This window comes from Mycobacterium sp. RTGN4, from assembly GCF_033804635.1.
Classification (GTDB): Bacteria; Actinomycetota; Actinomycetes; order Mycobacteriales; family Mycobacteriaceae; genus Mycobacterium.
Window position 1 is genome coordinate 38,640 of record NZ_JAPZLB010000013.1, and the last position, 18,502, is coordinate 57,141.

Genomic DNA, 18,502 nt, shown 5'->3' on the forward strand with positions numbered 1-18,502 from the left:
AGACCCCTTGACAAGGATCCATTGCTGTCGTATTCATAAGACATGACAGCTACTTTGTCTCATGACACTCCGGCGCGCTTCCAGCTGGCCTCGGCGGAGACGTGGACCAACCCCTGGCCGATGTACCGGGCGCTGCGCGACCACGATCCGGTGCACCACGTCGTCCCCGACGACAAGCCGGACCACGACTACTACGTCATGTCCCGACACGCGGACATCTTCACCGCCGCGCGGGACCACCAGACCTTCTCCTCGGCGCAGGGGCTGACGGTCAACTACGGCGAACTGGAACTCATCGGCTTGGCCGACAACCCGCCGATGGTCATGCAGGACCCGCCGGTGCACACCGAGTTCCGCAAGCTGGTCTCCCGTGGGTTCACCCCGCGGCAGGTCGAGGCCGTCGAACCGAAGGTCCGCGAGTACGTCGTCGAGCGCATCGAGCGCATCCGAAACAACGGTGGGGGCGACATCGTCGCCGAACTGTTCAAGCCGTTGCCGTCGATGGTGGTCGCGCACTACCTCGGGGTGCCCGAGTCCGACCGCGACCAGTTCGACGGCTGGACCGAGGCGATCGTCGCCGCCAACACTGTCGAAGGAGGCATCGGTGGTGCGCTGGAAACGCTCGGCGACGCGCTCGGCGAGCTGATGACCTACTTCACCGCACTCATCGAACGCCGCCGCGTCGAACCCGAGGACGACACCGTGTCGCACCTGGTAGCAGCGGGAGTCGGCGCCGACGGCGACATCGCAGGAGTGCTGTCCATTCTGGCGTTCACCTTCACGATGGTCACCGGCGGCAACGACACCACCACGGGCATGCTCGGCGGGTCGGTCCAACTCCTGCACCAGCGGCCCGACCAACGCAAGCTGCTGGCCCAAAACCCAGACCTGATCAGTGATTCCATCGACGAGCTGCTGCGACTGACCGCTCCCGTGCAGATGCTGGGCCGCACCGTGACCCGCGACGTGACGGTCGCGGACACCACCATCCCCGAGGGCCGACGGGTGATGTTCCTCTACGGGTCGGGCAACCGCGACGAACGCCAATACGGTGACGATGCAAGCGAACTCGACGTGGCGCGCAAGCCGCGCAACATCCTGACCTTCAGCCACGGTGCACACCACTGCCTTGGCGCGGCCGCCGCGCGGATGCAGGCTCGGGTGGCACTCGAGGAGCTTCTGGCCCGCATCCCCGACTTCGAGGTCGACGAGGACGGAATCATCTGGGCGGGTGGCAGTTACGTGCGGCGCCCGCTCTCTGTGCCGTTCACGGTGAAATAGTGGCCGACTGGCTGGCCGAAAGTCGGACCGAGGCTGCCGCCGACCGGATCCTCGACGCCGCCGACGCCCTGTTCACCCAACACGACGCGGCGAGCGTGGGAATGAACGACATCGCCAAGGCCTCCGGATGTTCGCGCGCCACGCTTTACCGCTATTTCGAGAATCGCGACGCGCTATACACCGCCTACGTGCACCGCGAGGCCCACCGCGTGTTCGAGAGCCTGGGCAAACAGTTGGACGGCACCGCCGACCCAGGTGAGCAGATCGTTGCGGGCGTGCTGGCGTCGCTGCGTCGAGTCCGCGAAAGCCCTGCGCTCTCTTCGTGGTTCGATCCGTCGCAGCGCCCCATCGGCGGCGAGATGGCGGAACGCTCCGATGTGATCAGGGCACGCACCGAGGCCTACCTGGCGGCGCTCGGAGTTGCACACGTCGAGAACCGCGCGCGCTGGCTAGTGCGTGTCATGGTCTCGCTACTGGTGTTCCCCGGCCACGACGAAGCCGACGAACGGGCCATGTTGGAGGAATTCGTACTCCCGACGCTGATGCCGAGCACCGACACGGCTAGGTCCTGACGCGGGTAACCCGATGCAACAGCCAGGCCAGCGGAATCGTCGCCCCCAGCGTGACAATGAATAGCGCAGGCATCGAACCTGTGTACACCGGAGTTCGGAGCACCTCGACCATCACCAATTCCATGACCACCAAATGGATCAGGAATATCTCGTAGGAGATCTCGCCGAGGAAGACCATGGGCCTGCTCGCCAGCATGCGCGCGTACCAGCCGTGGTTGCCCAATGCCAACGGCGCTATCGCCAGCGCCGCGATGACGGCATAGAAGGCGATCTTCGCCAAGCCCTCCCGTAGTTCTGCCGGCGATGTGGTTGGCGCACCGGCAATCGGGGTGGACACGATCAGATAGCAGATCGCCGCGAGCGGTATGCACAGGGCGGCAAAGGCTCTGGCGCCCAGTGCCTGCAACACCGCCAACAACATCCCGCCCAAGAACCAGAGCAGGTACCCGGGCAGCCACAGTTTCGCACCGTCTGGCAGGAAGTCGGTGGTGTGGACCAACACCAGCCACGCCGGGCTGATGAGCGCCAGCCCCGCCAGGCCGCCCAGCAACATCCGCGGGCGCCACTGCCTGCGGCACAGCACCACCAGCAGGAGGTAGGCCAGCAGCGGCAACGCGACGTAGAAGGCGACCTCCACCGCCAGGCTCCACATCTGCGTAAGCCCTTGGTGCAGATAGGAAAAGAGGTAGTCGTCGGTGTAGATCTGCGTCAGCGTGAGATTGCGGAACAACCCCATCCAGGTGTGGCCGGGATTCGGCCCAGCCACCCGGAAGTGGTAGATGAGGTACGCGGCCAGCACGGTGACCACGTAGGCGGGCATGATGCGCCGCACGCGGTGCCATGCGTAGCGGCGCAGCGACGGGGCAGGCGCCCCCGCCGCGGCCGCGCGCACCCACGGCCCGAACAGGAGGAACCCCGAGAGCGCGAAGAAGATCGGCACGCCGATCTCGGCACGCGAGTAGACCAGGCCGAGGTAACCCTGGTTGTACTTACCCGTCGTGTAGGCCGCGTGAGTCAGCATGACCAGAAGTGCGGCCACCGCCCGAATTCCGGTCAGGGAGGCAACCCGCCCGGCTGATCCGGCTGGGGTCACTTCGACTGGTATTTCCCTCGATGGGGTTTCGAGCCCCGATCAGGTTGCAGGTCGATGAGCACACCCTGAATTCGCGTGTGCTGGAGCTTCTTCAGCGTCTCCGGGGAGAGTTTCGCCGGCAATTCCACCGTCGAATGGTCCACCTTGATGGTGATGTGACCAAAGTCGCTGCGGTGCAGGCCGCCCTCGTTGGCGATGGCACCGACGATGGCGCCAGGTGCGACCTTGTGGCGCTTGCCAACAGCGATGCGGTAGGTGATCAGGTCGTTGCGCCGCTCGCGCTGCTTGTGCGAACCGCCCTCGCGCGGCGGCCGGTCGTCTCGGTCCCGACGCTTGTCCGGCGGCGGTTCGGTCATCAGGAACTGGTCGCCGTCGCGGCTGAGCAGTGCCAGCGCCGCGGCGATGTCGGCAAGGGGCACGTCGTTGTCGTGCTCGTAATCCTCGATCAGCCTGCGGAACAAGTCGATTCCCGGCGAGCCAAGTGCACCGGTGATGGACTCGCGGAACTTCTCCACACGCTGAGCGTTGACGTCGTCCACCGACGGCAGCTGGGATTCGACGAGCTTCTGCCGTGCCACCCGCTCGATCGAATTCAGCAGATGCCGTTCGCGCGGTGTGACGAACAAGATTGCGGTGCCTGATCTTCCGGCCCGCCCGGTGCGCCCGATGCGGTGCACGTAGGACTCCGCGTCGTGCGGGATGTCGTAGTTCAGCACGTGCGAGATGCGGTCGACGTCGAGTCCGCGCGCGGCGACGTCGGTGGCGATGAGGATGTCGAGCTTGCCGTCCTTGAGCGACGCGATGGTGCGCTCGCGCTGTGCCTGTGCGATGTCGCCGTTGATGGCCATCGCGGAAAATCCACGGGCACGGAGCTTTTCGGCGACTTCTTCGGTGGCTTGCTTGGTCCGGACGAACACGATCATCGCTTCGAACGGCTCGACCTCGAGCAGCCGGGTCAGCGCGTCCATCTTCCGATGCCCGGAAACCTGGTAGTAGCGCTGCGTGATGTTGTCGGCGGTCGCGGTCTTCGATTCGACCTTCACCTGGACCGGGTCGTGCAGGTACTTGGTGGTGATCTTGCGGATCGCGGGCGGCATGGTCGCCGAGAAGAGGGCGACCTGCTTGTACTCCGGGGTGCCTTCGAGGATGCGTTCGACGTCCTCGGCGAAGCCCATCTGCAGCATCTCGTCGGCCTCGTCGAGCACCAGGTAATCGAGGTGGGACAGGTCGAGGCTGCCCTTCTCGAGGTGGTCGATGACACGCCCGGGAGTGCCGACGACGACCTGAGCGCCACGCTTGAGCCCGGCGAGTTGGGGACCGTACGGGGATCCGCCGTAGATCGGCAGCACGTTCACCGGCAGGTGCGCGCCGTAGCGACTGAACGCCTCGGCGACCTGCAGGGCCAACTCGCGCGTCGGCGCCAGCACCAGCGCCTGCGTGATGCGGCTGGTGGTGTCGATTTTCGACAAGATCGGGATGGCGAAGGCTGCCGTCTTGCCGGTGCCGGTCTGCGCCAGCCCGACCACGTCGGAACCCGCAAGCATCGCCGGAATGGTCGCGGCTTGGATCGCCGAAGGCGTCTCGTATCCGACGTCGGCTACGGCCTGCAGCACCGAAGGGTGAATCTGCAGGTCGGCGAAGGTGGGCTGGGCGCTTGTTGCGTCCGCATCGGGCGACGTCATCGAGTTGGCAGTCTACGGGGTGATGCGGCCGATGCCCGCCTCATGGCCATCAGCCCGGTACGGTGCGGGTTGTGAAGTGGGTCGCGACGCTGGCGGCGGTACTGGCCTTGGCCGGATGCGGGTCCAGCGATTCCACCGTTTCCAAGACCCCCGAGGCCACGGTTCCGCCCGCGTCCAGCGCGCCACCGAAGATTGCGCCCACGGTGGCTGCCGGGCCCACGACCACGGCCGGACCCGTCGACCCATGTGCGGTCAACCTCGCCGCGCCCGAGATCGCCAAGGCCGTCTCGGACCTGCCGCGCGATCCGCGCAGCAACCAGCCGTGGAATCCGGAGCCGCTCGCGGGCAACTACAACGAGTGCGCGCAACTGTCGGTCGTGATCGTCAAGGCCAACACCAACGCCGACAACCCGAATACGCGCGCGGTGATGTTCCACCTCGGCAAGTTCATTCCGACCGGGGTGCCGGACACCTTCGGGTTCAACGGCATCGACGAGACCGGATCCAACGGCGACACCGTTGCGCTGATGTACCTCAACGCCGCGACAGGTTTGAAGGGCGTCGTGCGATTCCATTGGAACGGCAACGGCGTCGAACTCATCGGCAATACCGGCGGCTGACGCTCGCTTCTGCCCTCCTCGGCGGGAAGGGGCGGTGTCGGACCACTGACCTACAGTGGCACCGTGTTCGTAGTCGACGGCCGGGTCATCTACAGCGCATCCGATCTCGCGGCCGCCGCGCGGTGCGAATACGCACTGCTGCGCTCGTTCGACGCGCGGCTCGGCTGGGGCCCCGAGGTGTCCTCTGACGACGAACTGCTGGCCCGTACCGCGCAACTCGGCGACGAGCACGAGCAAAGACACCTCGACGAACTCCGCGCCGCGGACGGGAACGTCGTCGTCATCGGGCGGCCCGCCTACACCCTGGCCGGGCTGACCGCGGCCGCGGCCGCCACGCGGGAGGCCGTGGATCGCCGCGCGCCCGTCATCTACCAGGCCGCGATGTTCGACGGCCGTTTCCTGGGCTTCGCCGACTTCCTGATCCTGGACGGCGACCGCTATCGGCTCCGCGACACCAAGCTGGCCCGCTCGGTCAAGGTCGAGGCGCTGCTGCAATTGGCCGCCTATGCCGACACGCTGGCCAGGGCCGCGGTGCCGGTGGCCCCCGAAGTCGAGTTGATGCTCGGCGACGGCGAAATGGCGAGTTACCGCACCGACGAATTGCTCCCGATCTATCAGCCACGCCGAGAGGCGCTGGAGCGGCTACTCGATCGCCACCTCGCCGGGGGCGTCGCCGTGTCATGGGAGGACACCGAGGTGCGCGCGTGCTTCCGCTGTCCGGAGTGCACCGTTCAAGTGCGGGCACACGACGACCTGCTGCTCGTCGCGGGCATGCGGGTCAGCCAACGGGCCCGGCTCATCGACGCAGGCGTGAGCACCCTCCATGAGCTGGCCGCACACCACGGCCCGGTGCCCGAGTTGTCCACCCGCGCCCTCAAGGCGCTCACTGCGCAGGCGCGGCTTCAGGTCGCCGACAGGGTCCACGGCAAGCCGCCCTACGAAGTCGTCGACCCGCAGCCACTCATGGTGCTGCCCGATGCGAACAAGGGCGACCTGTTCTTCGACTTCGAGGGCGATCCACTGTGGACCGTCGACGGCCGCGAGTGGGGTCTCGAATACCTCTGGGGCGTGCTCACCACTACCGACGAGTTCACCCCGTACTGGGCGCACGACCGGCCCAGCGAGCGCGAGGCGCTCAAGGATTTCCTCGCCATGGTGCGCAAGCGTCTCAAGCGCTACCCGGGCATGCACGTCTACCACTACGCGGCCTACGAGAAGAGCACCCTGCTGCGGCTGGCCGGCCGCTACGGAGTCGGCGAGCACGACGTCGACGAACTGCTGCGCAACGGCATCCTGGTCGACCTCTACCCGTTGGTGCGCAAGAGCATTCGCGTCGGCACCGAGAGCTACAGCATCAAGTACCTCGAGCCGCTGTACATGGGCAACGAGCTACGCAGCGGCGAGGTCACCACGGCCACCGACTCGATCACGCAGTACGCCCGCTTCTGTGCGCTGCGCGACGAGGGCCGCCCCGACGAAGCGACCAACGTGCTCAAGGAGATCGAGGACTACAACCGATACGACTGCCGGTCCACCCGCCGGCTGCGCGACTGGATGATGGCCCGTGCCATCGAATCTGGGGTACCGCCGCGCGGTCCCCAACCGGTGGCCGACGGCGGCTCCATCGAAGCCGGGGCCGAACCCGCGGACGACGTCGAACGCGCGCTGCTGAAGTTCGCGGGCGACGGCATCGAGCCACGCACCGCCGAACAAACCGCGGTCGCGATGGTCGCCGCTTCCCGCGGCTTCCACAAGCGCGAGGACAAGCCGTTCTGGTGGGCGCACTTCGATCGCGTCAACAGTCCCGTCGACGAATGGTCCGACAACAGCGACGTCTTCATCGCCGACCGGGCCGAAGTCGTCACCGATTGGCACCAGCCGCCAAGGGCGCGCAAGCCGCAGCGTCACGTTCGACTGACCGGCGACCTCGCCAACGGCGACCTCGCCACCGAGATGTACGCGTTGTACGACCCGCCCGCGCCGGAGGGCCTGGCTGACGACCCGGACCGCAGGGCCTTCGGCTCGGTGACGGTCATCGAGTGCGACAACCCGGAGGCTCCCACCGAAGTCGTCGTCTGCGAGCGTCAACCCAAGGACGGCGACGTCTTCGACCAGCTGCCGTTCGCCCTGACACCCGGTCCGCCGATCAACACCAAGCCCTTGCAGGAGTCCATCGCGGACACCGCGACCATGGTGGCGGCCTGGCTCCCGAACCTGCCAGCCGATGCCGTCACCGACATCCTGCTGAGACGGGCGCCGCGCACCGTCAGCGGCGGACCGCTCCCCCGCAGCGGCCGCGGCGCCGACGACATGGCTGATGTCTTGACCAAAGCCCTGCTCGACCTCGACTCGTCGTATCTGGCGGTCCATGGCCCGCCGGGTACCGGCAAGACGTTCACCTCAGCCCAGGTCATCGCGAGCCTCGTCAACGAGCACGGGTGGCGTATCGGCGTGGTCGCGCAGTCGCATGCGGTGGTCGAGAACCTGTTCGGCGACGTCATGGCCGCAGGGGTCGACGGGACCCGCATCGGCAAGAAACTCAACACCGTCAACCCAGGCTGGACCGAACTCAAGAACCCCGAGTTCGCCGGTTTCGTCGCCGATCACGACGGCTGCGTGGTGGGCGGAACGGGCTGGGACTTCGCCAATGCCAACAAGATTCCGAGGCTGGCCCTGGATCTGCTGGTCGTCGAGGAAGCCGGCCAATACAGCCTGGCGAACACCATCGCGGTAGCCCCGTCGGCCAGGAACCTGATGTTGCTGGGTGACCCGCAGCAGCTGCCGCAGGTCAGCCAAGGCACGCACCCGGAACCCGTCGACGAATCGGCGTTGGGCTGGTTGGTCGAAGGTCATCACACGCTGCCTTCCGAGCGTGGGTACTTCCTCGACTGCTCGTTCCGGATGCACCCCGCGGTGTGTGGTCCGGTGTCGCGACTGTCCTACGACGGCCGACTGCGGGCGCGCGAGGACGTCACCGCCGCGCGGCGGTTGGACGGCGTGACGCCCGGCGTTCGGTTGTTGACCGTCGACCACGACGGCAACTCCACCGACAGCCCAGAGGAAGCCGACGCCATCGTCGCCGAACTCGAGGGCCTGCTCGGCGCGGCGTGGACGGACGAACACGGCATCACTCCGCTCACCCAGGAGCACGTGCTCGTGGTCACCCCGTACAACGCGCAAGTGGTGACCTTGCGACGCAAGCTCGACGAGGCCGGGCTGACCCGCGTCGAGGTCGGCACCGTCGACAAGTTCCAGGGCAGACAGGCGCCAGTCGTCTTCGTGTCGATGACTGCATCGTCGGCGGACGACGCGCCACGCGGAGTGTCGTTCCTGTTCAACAGGAATCGGCTGAACGTCGCCGTCAGCAGAGCCAAGTACGCGGCCGTCATCGTGCGGTCGACACTGCTGACCGACTACCTGCCGTCCACTCCGGACCGGCTCGTCGAACTCGGCGCATTCCTGTCGCTCAGCGCTCCTGTGATAAACCCACGGAGTGAGTGACCCGCTGCTCGACCGGCTGACGGAGATCGTCGGCGCCCGCCACGTGAGCACCGATCCCGACGTGCTGATCGGGCGCTGCGTCGACCACACCGGACGCTATCGGGGCCAGGCGTCCGCCCTTGTGCGGCCGGGATCCGCCGACGAGGTGGCCGCCGTGCTCGGGGCGTGCCGTGACGCGGGCAGCTACGTGACGGTGCAGGGCGGCCGGACTTCGCTGGTGGCCGGCACCGTGCCCGAACGCGACGACGTGCTCTTGTCCACCGAGCGGCTCGACGAGATTGGCCCCATCGACTCCGTCGAACGGCGCGTGCAGGTGGGGGCAGGAGCCACCGCGGCGGCCGTGCAGCAGGCCGCCGGCGAGGCGGGCCTGGTGTTCGGTGTCGACCTCGCCTCGCGCGACAGCGCAACCGTCGGCGGTATGGCGGCGACGAATGCGGGCGGGTTGCGCACGGTGCGCTACGGCAACATGGGCGAGCAGGTGCTCGGGCTCGACGTCGCACTGCCCGACGGCACCGTGGTGCGACGCCACAGCGAGGTGCGCAGCGACAACACCGGTTACGACCTGGCGGCCCTCTTCGTCGGCGCCGAGGGCACCCTGGGGGTCATCACGGCACTCGATCTGCGCCTGCATCCCAAGCCCGCACATCGGGTGACGGCCGTCGCGGGGTTCGCAGACCTGGACGCGCTACTCGTCGTCGGCCGTAGCTTGCGGGACGCCGACGGCATCGCAGCACTGGAGTTGGTCGACGCGCGGGCGAGCGCACTGACGGCCGAGCACCTCGGCGTCGGCGCACCCGTCGCCGGCGCATGGCAGCTGCTGATCGAACTCGCCGGGGACGTCGACCACACCGAACGCCTCGCCGAGGCGTTGGAGGGTGCGGACCTTGCCGGAGAGCCCGCCGTCGGCGTCGACGTCGCGGCGCAGCGGAGGCTCTGGCAGGTAAGGGAATCGATCGCGGAGATCCTCGGCATCTACGGTCCGCCGCTGAAGTTCGACGTGTCGCTTCCGCTTGCCGAGATCGCGTCCTTCGCCGCGGCGGCCGACGAACTCGTCGCCACGCACGCCCCTGACGCGATCCCGTTGTTGTTCGGCCACGTCGGTGAGGGCAATCTGCACCTGAACCTGGTGCGGTGCATGCTCGATGGCGAGCGCGAGCGGCAGTTGTACGCGGAGATGATGGAGTTGATCGCCGCCCACCACGGCAACGTCAGCTCCGAGCATGGCGTCGGCAGCCGCAAGCGCGATTACCTCGCAATGTCGCGTACCCCGGCCGACATCGCCGCGATGCGAGCGGTCAAGACGGCCTTCGATCCGACCGGCTACCTCAATCCCGCGGTGCTGTTCGACTGACGTTTCCCGCGCGAGGCGTCAGTCCCGGAATCGCATCGAGTGCCGCCCATAGGTGCCGGAGTCCCCGTCGTCGCGTGAATGCCGGCCCGGTGCGGGTTCCGGCGCAGGCGGGGGTTCCTGCGAGTGACCGTCACCGTTCACGTGAAAACCATTGTGCGCGAACCCGATCGGCTCGGGATCTGGTGGGGCGGCCGGATCGGCCAGCAGCTCGTCCAGAATGCTGCGCCACGGCTGACTCGCGTTCCCAACCGGCTCGGGGGCAAGGGGTTCGGAAACGTCGTGCTGGGGCTCCGGTTCCTCCTCGAGGAGGCTGTGCCACGACTCAGGAGCACCGCCGTGCCAGGTGTCTGCGGGGGCGGGCAACGGATGGTCCGCGTGGATCTGCATGGGGGCGGTAACGCTGTCGTCGGCCGGGTAGGTATCGGGGACAGGCGCGGGCTTGGGCGCGGCTTTGGGCTTGGGTGGCGGCGACGTTGGCTCGTCGTCCCACTCGACCGTGAACTCGACGTACTCGTCGTCGTCGGGAAAGTAGTCGTCCTCGTCGGGTGCCAAGACGACGCTCGAGCGCAGGTTTCGTGCCGCGGTGAACTCGTTTGACCCCGCGAAGACGTCGACGCGCGGCGAGGTGCTCGACGAGAGGCGGATGCCACCGAATCCGCGTAGGAACATGGCGGCGACGACGCCGAACAATGCGACGAAGGCAGGCAACAGCAGCGACTGAGACAGCGCAGCCGCGAACGGCGCGTGCAGGAACGTGGGCAGCTCGACCACCGGACCGTCAGCGCCTGCGGGAGGCTCAGCGCCGTCGGGTAGCTCGGCGCCGATCCGCGCGGTCATGAACGCCGCCATCCCCGCGCTGCCGAGCACGCCACCAATCTGACGGGTCGTGTTGTAGACCCCGGAACCCGCGCCCGCAAGGTGTGCGGGCAGGTTCCGGGTCGCCGTGGCCGCCAACGGTGACCAGATGAAGGCCATCCCGACGCCGATCAGGATGAACGGCAGCACCAACCGCCAGATCGGCGTCGTCGGCGTCAGTTCCACCGAGAGCCACGTCAACCCAATCGCCACCGCCGAGAAACCGAACCCGACGATCGGACGCGGATGGCTTCGGTCCACGATCTTGCCGACGAACGGGGCGAGCACACCCGAGGCGACCGCCATCGGCGCGATCAGCAGCGCCGAGCGGATCGGCGACAATCCACATACCGACTGCGCATAGAACATGACCGGAAGCATCATCGCCGTCACCGCGAAGGCGATCACCGTGATTCCGAGGTTGGCCATGCTGAAGTCGTTGTCGCGGAAGAGCTTCAGCGGGACGAGGGGCTCACCCGGGTTCACCGACTGCCAATAGACGAAGCCCGCGAAGAACGCCAAACCGGCTGCGACCATGGCCCATATCCACCACGCCCAGTCGTGGTCCGGACCTTCCTGCAGTCCGAACACCACCAGGAACATCCCAGCGCCGGACAACGCCACCCCAAGCAGGTCGAATCCATGTTGCTCGGTGGGCAATTCCGGGACGAACCAGAACGCCAGCCCAAGTCCGACGATTCCGATCGGCACGTTGACGATGAAGATCCACTGCCAGCCAAGACCGTCGACCAGAAACCCGCCCGCCAACGGACCGACCAAGGTGGCGACGCCCGCAGTGGCACCCCACACGCTCAGCGCGACGCCGCGGTGGTCGGGGGGAAAGATCCTGGTGATCGTCGAAAGAGTCTGCGGGGTCATCAATGCGGCGCCGATGCCCTGCAGCACGCGGGCGGCGACCAACATCTGGAGGCTGTCCGCCAGCCCGCACCACAGCGAGGCGAAGGTGAAGACCGCCAGCCCGGCGAGGTAGAGATTCTTGGGCCCGTACCGGTCCCCGAGCCGGCCCGCCAACAACAGCGGTACCGCATACGCCAGCAGGTAGGCGCTGGTGACCCAGATGACGGAGTCATAGTCCGTGCGGACGTGCTTCATGATCTCTGGGTTGGCGACCGCGACGATCGTCGCGTCGAGCAGGATCATGAAGAAGCCGACCATCATGGCCCACAGCGCGTGCCACGGATTTTCCATCCGCTTCGGGTCCTGTAGACGCTCCATCAGCGCTGCCGTCACGGTGCCCCCCGGCCCACGACGAGTTGGCTAAGCACCCGGGCCGCGGTGGCGCGGGGTACCTGCGGGATGGCGAGTCTCTGCAACATCTACTTGACCATGGGTAACGAAGCTATCGAAGCGACGCTACGGACCCGCAGTTATCGGGACAAGTCGGCCATTCAGCGACGCAGTAGGGTCACGCTGGGTCGGCGACGGCCTCCGCAGCCTGCGACAGCTCGCCATCGGGGGTAGGTACCCCCACCGCGAGCAGCGCAAATAGCGCCACCACCACACCGAAGGCCATGACCAGCGCGAGCGCGAACTCGTCATTGCCGAGCACCCCGACCAGCGGCGCCACCGCTGCACCAAGTCCGAACTGGGCCGCCCCGAGCAGCGCGGCCGACGTGCCCGCCGCGTCCGGATGCCGGGACAGCGCCAGGGCCGGAGCATTGGGGATGACCAGACCCATCGCGGCCAGAATCAGCCACACCGGCACCAGGAAGGCGGGCAGCCCGCCCACGCCAGCGGCGGTCAATCCCACGAAGAGCAACGCGGCCAGCGACGACGCCACCAGCGCCCACACCACGATGGTCTGCGGCGTGAACCGCTTCAACAACACGACGTTGAGCTGCGTCGCGCCGATCAGCGCGACCGCGCCCGCACCGAACACCAGCGCGAAGGACTGCTGGTCCAGGCCGTACTGCCCCTGCAGCACGAATGGGGCTGCTGCGATGTACGCGAAAAGCCCCGACATGCCAAGCGCTGCGACGAGCACCAGGATCACGAACCGCGCGTCGCCGAGCAGCTCGCCGTAGGTGGCGACGATGCCCCGCACCCGCAAGGGCCGACGATGCGCAGCGGGCAACGTTTCCGGCAAGGCCAGCGCCGCGAGCAGCAACAGCGCGCCTGCCAGCACCACGAGCACCGCGAACACCCAGTGCCACGATGCCTTCAGCAGCACGGCCGCGCCCAGCGACGGCGCGACGACCGGCGCCACGCCCAACACCAGCATCAGCCGGGAGAGCACCGTGGCGGCGACGTTGTCGACGTACAGGTCGCCGACGATGGCAATCGCCACGACGGCGGCCGCCGCGGCCCCGACACCCTGCAGCCCACGGGCCAGCCCCAGCGTCACGATGTTCGGCGCGAACAGGCACAACACCGACGCCACCATGTGCAGCGCGATGCCCACCATCAACGGCCTGCGGCGGCCCAGCGAGTCCGAGAGTGGCCCGACGATCAACTGACCGAGCGCCAACCCGGCCAACGTCCCGGTCAGCGTCAACTGCACCACCGACGACGACACCGAAAACTCGTCTGCGATGCGCGGTAGTGCGGGCAGGTACATGTCGATGGTGAGCGGGCCAAGGGCGACGAGCAGCCCCAGCACCACGATCATCTTGACTCGACTGGGGGCAGGCCCAACCGATACGTCGGTATCGATGCCCGCGAGGTCCATGTGAGTCGATGCTGCCATGAACTTGGTTAGCAACGCATATGAGTTTTTTCTTCCCGCAGGCCCACGCGCCATACGTGACCGAGCTCACGCTCGGGCACTACCGGCATGTCGGCATTCGTTGACTAACCGATAGCCTGAAGGCTCGTCGGAAGTAGAGGGAAGGTCGAGACATGAGTGCTCGTTCCAACGCCAAGAGCCAGGTGCCTGCCACCATCGACGACGACCCGAGCATGGCCGCCAAGGTCCTGTCTCAGCTCATCGAGAGCGGCGCGCGCGTCCAGGGACCCGCGGTCAAGGCCTACGTCGAGCGGCTGCGCGGGCACAGCCCCGACGCGACGCCCGCCGAGCTCGTCACCAAGCTCGAGAAGCACTACCTCGCCGCGGTGATGGCCAGCGGCGCCGCCGTGGGTTCCGCGGCGGCCTTCCCTGGCATCGGCACGTTGGTCGCGATGTCGGCGATCGCCGGCGAAACGGTGGTGTTCCTCGAGGCCACCGCCGTTTTCGTGCTCGCCGTCGCCGAGGTCCACGGCATCCCCGCAGAGCACCGCGAGCGACGTCGCGCCCTCGTACTGGCGGTGCTGGTGGGTGAGGACAGCAAGCACGCCGTCGCTGATTTGCTGGGGACCGGCCGTACCAGCGGGGCCTGGTTGTCCGATGGTGCGGCGTCGCTGCCACTGCCCGCGGTGTCGCAATTGAACTCGCGACTGCTCAAGTTCTTCGTGAAGAAGTACGCGCTGAAGCGCGGGGCCATCGCATTCGGCAAGATGCTGCCCGTCGGCATCGGCGCGGTCGTCGGTGGTGTCGGCAACAGGATGATGGGCAAGAAGATCGTCAAGAACGCGCAGCTGGCCTTCGGCAGCCCCCCGCCGCGGTGGCCGTCGACGCTGCACGTGCTACCCGTCCGGCAGCCTTAGCCGGACACCCTGGGCCGCCGTTGATGCCGGCCTCGGAGGACAAGTGCGGTTGCCGGGTCCCGACGGCTCCGAAGGCGCTAGCCTTTAGGACGGCATAGGGCGGGCAACCGCGGGAAACGAGCGGGCGTAAGCAAAGACGTTCGCAGCAGAAGGAATCGAGGCGAGAAGCCGCCGTGAGCACTTCACCTTCACCATTCGGCCAGAACGAATGGTTGGTCGAGGAGATGTATCGCAAGTTCCGCGAGGATCCCTCGTCGGTCGACCCCAGTTGGCACGAGTTCCTCGTCGACTACTCCCCCGAGCCGACCACGGACGCAACGACTTCCGCGGCACCGAGCGGCAATGGTCAGCCGAGCCCCGCGCCTGCCGCCGCGACGCCCAAGCCCGCCGCTCCGGCGCCCGCAGCCCCACCCGCACCGTCAAGCAACGGCACGCCGGCCGCCGCACCAAAGGCGGCCACCCCCGCCCCAGCACCTGCCAAGGCTGCCGCGCCCGAAAAAGCGAAGCCGTCGCCCACACCACCCGCCGAAGGCGACGAGGTCGCCGTGCTGCGCGGCGCGGCCGCGGCCGTCGTGAAGAACATGAACGCTTCGCTGGACGTTCCGACGGCCACCAGCGTGCGGGCCATCCCGGCCAAGCTGATGATCGACAACCGCGTCGTCATCAACAATCACCTCAAGCGCACGCGCGGCGGCAAGATCTCGTTCACCCACCTGCTGGGTTACGCGATCGTGCAGGCGGTCAAGAGCTTCCCCAACTTGAACCGGCACTTCGCCGAGCTCGAAGGCAAGCCGAATGTGGTCACCCCGGCTCACACGAATCTGGGCCTGGCCATCGACCTTCAGGGCAAGGACGGCAAGCGTCAACTCGTCGTCGCAGCCATCAAGCGTTGCGAGACAATGGCATTCGGTCAGTTCATCGCTGCGTACGAGGACATCGTCCGACGCGCACGCGACGGCAAGCTGACCGCAGAGGACTTCGCGGGCGTCACGATCTCGCTGACCAACCCCGGCACCATCGGCACCGTGCACTCGGTGCCACGCCTGATGAGCGGCCAGGGCGCGATCATCGGCGCGGGCGCCATGGAGTACCCGGCCGAGTTCCAGGGGGCCAGCGAGGAGCGGATCGCCGAGATGGGCCTCGGCAAGCTCATCACGCTGACGTCGACCTACGACCATCGCATCATCCAGGGTGCGGAGTCCGGCGACTTCCTTCGCACCATCCACCAGCTGCTGCTGTCCGACGACTTCTTCGACGAGATCTTCCGCGAGCTCGGCATCCCGTACGAGCCGGTGCGCTGGCGGACCGACAACCCCGACTCGATCTTCGACAAGAACGCCCGCATCATCGAGTTGATCGCGGCGTACCGCAACCGTGGCCACCTGATGGCCGACATCGACCCGCTGCGGCTGGACAAGACCCGGTTCCGCAGCCACCCCGACCTCGACGTCAACACCCACGGACTCACGTTGTGGGACCTGGACCGCGTGTTCAAGGTCGACGGGTTCGCCGGTGCCGAGTACAAGAAACTGCGCGACGTGCTCGGGCTGCTTCGGGACGCGTACTGCAGGCACGTCGGCGTCGAGTACACGCACATCCTCGAACCCGACCAGCAGAAGTGGCTGCAGGAGCGTATCGAGGTCAAGCACGCGAAGCCGACCGTCGCGGAGCAGAAGTACATCCTGTCCAAGCTCAATGCCGCCGAGGCCTTCGAAACGTTCTTGCAGACCAAATACGTTGGGCAGAAGCGCTTCTCGCTTGAGGGCGCGGAGACCGTCATCCCGATGATGGACGCCGTGCTCGACGAGGCCGCCGAACACGGGCTCGACGAGGTCGTCATCGGCATGCCGCACCGCGGTCGGCTCAACGTGCTGGCCAACATCGTTGGCAAGCCGTACTCGCAGATCTTCAGCGAGTTCGAGGGCAACCTGAACCCGAGCCAAGCCCATGGCTCCGGCGACGTGAAGTATCACCTCGGCGCGACCGGTAACTACCTACAGATGTTCGGCGACAACGACATCGACGTGTCGCTGGTGGCCAACCCGAGCCACCTCGAGGCCGTCGACCCGGTGCTCGAGGGCATCGTGCGCGCCAAGCAGGACGTGGCCGACTTCGAGAATGGCGCCGACGGTTCCGAAAAGTTCACCATCGTTCCGGTGATGATGCACGGCGACGCTGCCTTCGCCGGCCAGGGCGTGGTTGCCGAGACGCTCAACCTCGCGCTGCTGCGCGGGTACCGCACCGGCGGCACCATCCACATCATCGTCAACAACCAGATCGGCTTCACCACCTCGCCGCAGGATTCGCGATCCTCGGAGTACTGCACTGACGTCGCGAAAATGGTTGGCGCACCGATCTTTCACGTCAACGGGGACGACCCCGAAGCCGCGTCGTGGGTGGCTCGGCTGGCCGTAGACTTCCGTCAGCAGTTCAAGAAGGACGTCATCATCGACATGCTGTGCTACCGCCGCCGCGGGCACAACGAGGGTGACGACCCGTCGATGACCCAGCCCGGAATGTACGACGTCATCGACACCAAGCGCGGCGTCCGCAAGACCTACACCGAAGCGCTCATCGGCCGCGGCGACATCTCCATGAAGGAGGCCGAGGACGCGCTGCGCGACTACCAAGGCCAGCTCGAGCGGGTGTTCAACGAGGTCCGCGATCTCGAGAAACATGAGATCGAACCCAGCGAATCCGTCGAGGCCGACCAGGTGCTGCCTGCGAAACTCAGTACCGCCGTGGACAAGTCGCTATTGGCCCGCATCGGCGACGCCCACCTGGCGTTCCCCGAGGACTTCACCGTGCACCCCCGCGTCAAGCCGGTGCTCGACAAGCGGCGCGAGATGGCCTACGAGGGCAAGGTCGACTGGGCGTTCGGTGAGCTCCTTGCGCTCGGCACGCTGGTATCCGAGGGCAAGCTAGTGCGGTTCTCCGGCCAGGACGTCCGCCGCGGCACGTTCACCCAGCGCCACGCGGTGATCATCGACCGCAAGACCGGCGCGGAGTTCACCCCGCTGGAATTGCTCACGCTCTCCGAGGACGGCACGCCGACCGGCGGCAGGTTCATGGTCTACGACTCGGCGCTGTCGGAGTACGCGGCCGTCGGCTTCGAGTACGGCTACTCGGTAGGCAACCAGGACGCAATGGTGTTGTGGGAGGCGCAGTTCGGCGACTTCGTCAACGGTGCCCAGTCCATCATCGACGAGTTCATCAGCTCTGGCGAGGCCAAGTGGGGCCAGCTGTCCGACGTCGTGCTGCTGCTCCCCCACGGCCACGAAGGCCAGGGGCCGGACCACACGTCGGGCCGCATCGAGCGCTTCCTGCAGGTGTGCGCAGAGGGTTCGATGACCGTAGCGATGCCGTCGACACCTGCGAACTACTTCCATCTGTTGCGGCGGCACGGGATGGACGGGATTCACCGCCCGTTGATCGTCTTCACCCCGAAGTCGATGCTGCGCAACAAGGCCGTCGTCAGCGACATCCGCGACTTCACCGAGCAGAAGTTCCGCTCGATACTCGAGGAGCCCACCTACGAGGACGGCGACGGCGATCGTTCGAAGGTCAAGCGCGTGCTGCTGACGAGCGGCAAGATCTACTACGACCTCGTCGCGCGCAAGAACAACGACAAGCGCGAGGACGTGGGGATCGTTCGGATCGAGCAGCTGTATCCGCTGCCGAAGCGACGGCTCGGCGCCACACTCGACCAGTATCCGAACGCCGACGAGTTCCGTTGGGTGCAGGAGGAGCCGGCAAATCAGGGCGCCTGGCCGACATTCGGCCTCGCGCTGCCCGAGCAGCTGCCCGACAAGTTGATCGGAATCAAACGGATCTCCCGGCGGGCCATGTCGGCGCCGTCGTCGGGAAGCTCGAAGGTGCACGCCGTCGAGCAGCAGGAGATCGTCGACGAGGCCTTCGGCTGACCCGCACGCCGGACCCGGAGA

The 18,502-nt window shown here is 66.9% G+C and carries 11 protein-coding genes; 7 read left to right on the forward strand and 4 right to left on the reverse strand.

The genetic code is table 11. The features are described from left to right. Nucleotides 1–42 precede the first annotated feature (42 nt). Nucleotides 43–1,281, forward strand: coding sequence for a cytochrome P450 (locus SLQ30_RS24420; RefSeq protein WP_319449373.1), 1,239 nt, complete (start codon nucleotides 43–45; stop codon nucleotides 1,279–1,281). After that, on the forward strand, nucleotides 1,278–1,853 hold the full coding sequence (locus SLQ30_RS24425) for a TetR/AcrR family transcriptional regulator (RefSeq protein ID WP_319449497.1): 576 nt from the start codon (nucleotides 1,278–1,280) through the stop codon (nucleotides 1,851–1,853). The genes SLQ30_RS24420 and SLQ30_RS24425 overlap by 4 nt, the downstream gene beginning before the upstream one ends. Here the strand turns inward: SLQ30_RS24425 and SLQ30_RS24430 are convergent. Next, a complete protein-coding gene (locus SLQ30_RS24430) occupies nucleotides 1,843–2,958 on the reverse strand; it encodes an acyltransferase family protein (RefSeq protein ID WP_413468178.1) in 1,116 nt (371 codons plus the stop codon). The two genes, SLQ30_RS24425 and SLQ30_RS24430, sit on opposite strands and share 11 nt — an antisense overlap. Then, on the reverse strand, nucleotides 2,943–4,628 hold the full coding sequence (locus SLQ30_RS24435; RefSeq protein ID WP_319449375.1) for a DEAD/DEAH box helicase: 1,686 nt from the start codon (nucleotides 4,626–4,628) through the stop codon (nucleotides 2,943–2,945). Before SLQ30_RS24435 ends, SLQ30_RS24430 begins: the two co-directional genes overlap by 16 nt. A gap of 71 nt (nucleotides 4,629–4,699) precedes the next feature. Between SLQ30_RS24435 and SLQ30_RS24440 the strand changes: the two genes are divergently transcribed. The 3 genes from SLQ30_RS24440 (at nucleotide 4,700) to SLQ30_RS24450 (ending at nucleotide 10,100) form a co-directional block, all read left to right on the forward strand. Continuing rightward, nucleotides 4,700–5,248, forward strand: coding sequence for an LppP/LprE family lipoprotein (locus tag SLQ30_RS24440; protein WP_319449376.1), 549 nt, complete (start codon nucleotides 4,700–4,702; stop codon nucleotides 5,246–5,248). A 63-nt stretch (nucleotides 5,249–5,311) separates the two neighbouring features. Next, entirely contained in the window at nucleotides 5,312–8,749 is a 3,438-nt protein-coding gene (locus SLQ30_RS24445; RefSeq protein WP_319449377.1) for a TM0106 family RecB-like putative nuclease, read from the forward strand. Further along, entirely contained in the window at nucleotides 8,742–10,100 is a 1,359-nt protein-coding gene (locus SLQ30_RS24450; RefSeq protein WP_319449378.1) for an FAD-binding oxidoreductase, read from the forward strand. Before SLQ30_RS24445 ends, SLQ30_RS24450 begins: the two co-directional genes overlap by 8 nt. An 18-nt stretch (nucleotides 10,101–10,118) precedes the next feature. On the opposite strand, the gene SLQ30_RS24455 is transcribed toward SLQ30_RS24450, so the two are convergent. Then, nucleotides 10,119–12,191, reverse strand: a complete 2,073-nt coding sequence (locus tag SLQ30_RS24455) for an MFS transporter (protein WP_319449498.1) — start codon at nucleotides 12,189–12,191, stop codon at nucleotides 10,119–10,121. 190 nt (nucleotides 12,192–12,381) lie between these two features. Continuing rightward, nucleotides 12,382–13,662, reverse strand: coding sequence for a multidrug effflux MFS transporter (locus SLQ30_RS24460; RefSeq protein ID WP_413468174.1), 1,281 nt, complete (start codon nucleotides 13,660–13,662; stop codon nucleotides 12,382–12,384). Nucleotides 13,663–13,814: 152 nt separating this feature from the next. Here SLQ30_RS24460 and SLQ30_RS24465 point away from each other — a divergent pair, with 152 nt between their 5' ends. Continuing rightward, nucleotides 13,815–14,558, forward strand: a complete 744-nt coding sequence (locus SLQ30_RS24465; protein WP_319449379.1) for a hypothetical protein — start codon at nucleotides 13,815–13,817, stop codon at nucleotides 14,556–14,558. 224 nt (nucleotides 14,559–14,782) lie between these two features. Next, complete coding sequence (locus tag SLQ30_RS24470; protein ID WP_413468179.1) at nucleotides 14,783–18,481, forward strand: multifunctional oxoglutarate decarboxylase/oxoglutarate dehydrogenase thiamine pyrophosphate-binding subunit/dihydrolipoyllysine-residue succinyltransferase subunit; 3,699 nt, start codon at nucleotides 14,783–14,785, stop codon at nucleotides 18,479–18,481. The last annotated feature ends 21 nt before the right edge of the window (nucleotides 18,482–18,502 follow it).

Excerpts from the sequence above, each read along its gene's own strand:
- SLQ30_RS24420 (WP_319449373.1), top strand. The coding sequence starts at position 43 with ATGACAGCTACTTTGTCTCATGACACTCCGGCGCGCTTCCAGCTGGCC.
- SLQ30_RS24435 (WP_319449375.1), bottom strand. The coding sequence starts at position 4,628 with ATGACGTCGCCCGATGCGGACGCAACAAGCGCCCAGCCCACCTTCGCC.
- SLQ30_RS24455 (WP_319449498.1), bottom strand. The coding sequence starts at position 12,191 with ATGGAGCGTCTACAGGACCCGAAGCGGATGGAAAATCCGTGGCACGCG.
- SLQ30_RS24460 (WP_413468174.1), bottom strand. The coding sequence starts at position 13,662 with ATGGCAGCATCGACTCACATGGACCTCGCGGGCATCGATACCGACGTA.
- SLQ30_RS24465 (WP_319449379.1), top strand. The coding sequence starts at position 13,815 with ATGAGTGCTCGTTCCAACGCCAAGAGCCAGGTGCCTGCCACCATCGAC.
- SLQ30_RS24470 (WP_413468179.1), top strand. The coding sequence starts at position 14,783 with ATGTATCGCAAGTTCCGCGAGGATCCCTCGTCGGTCGACCCCAGTTGG.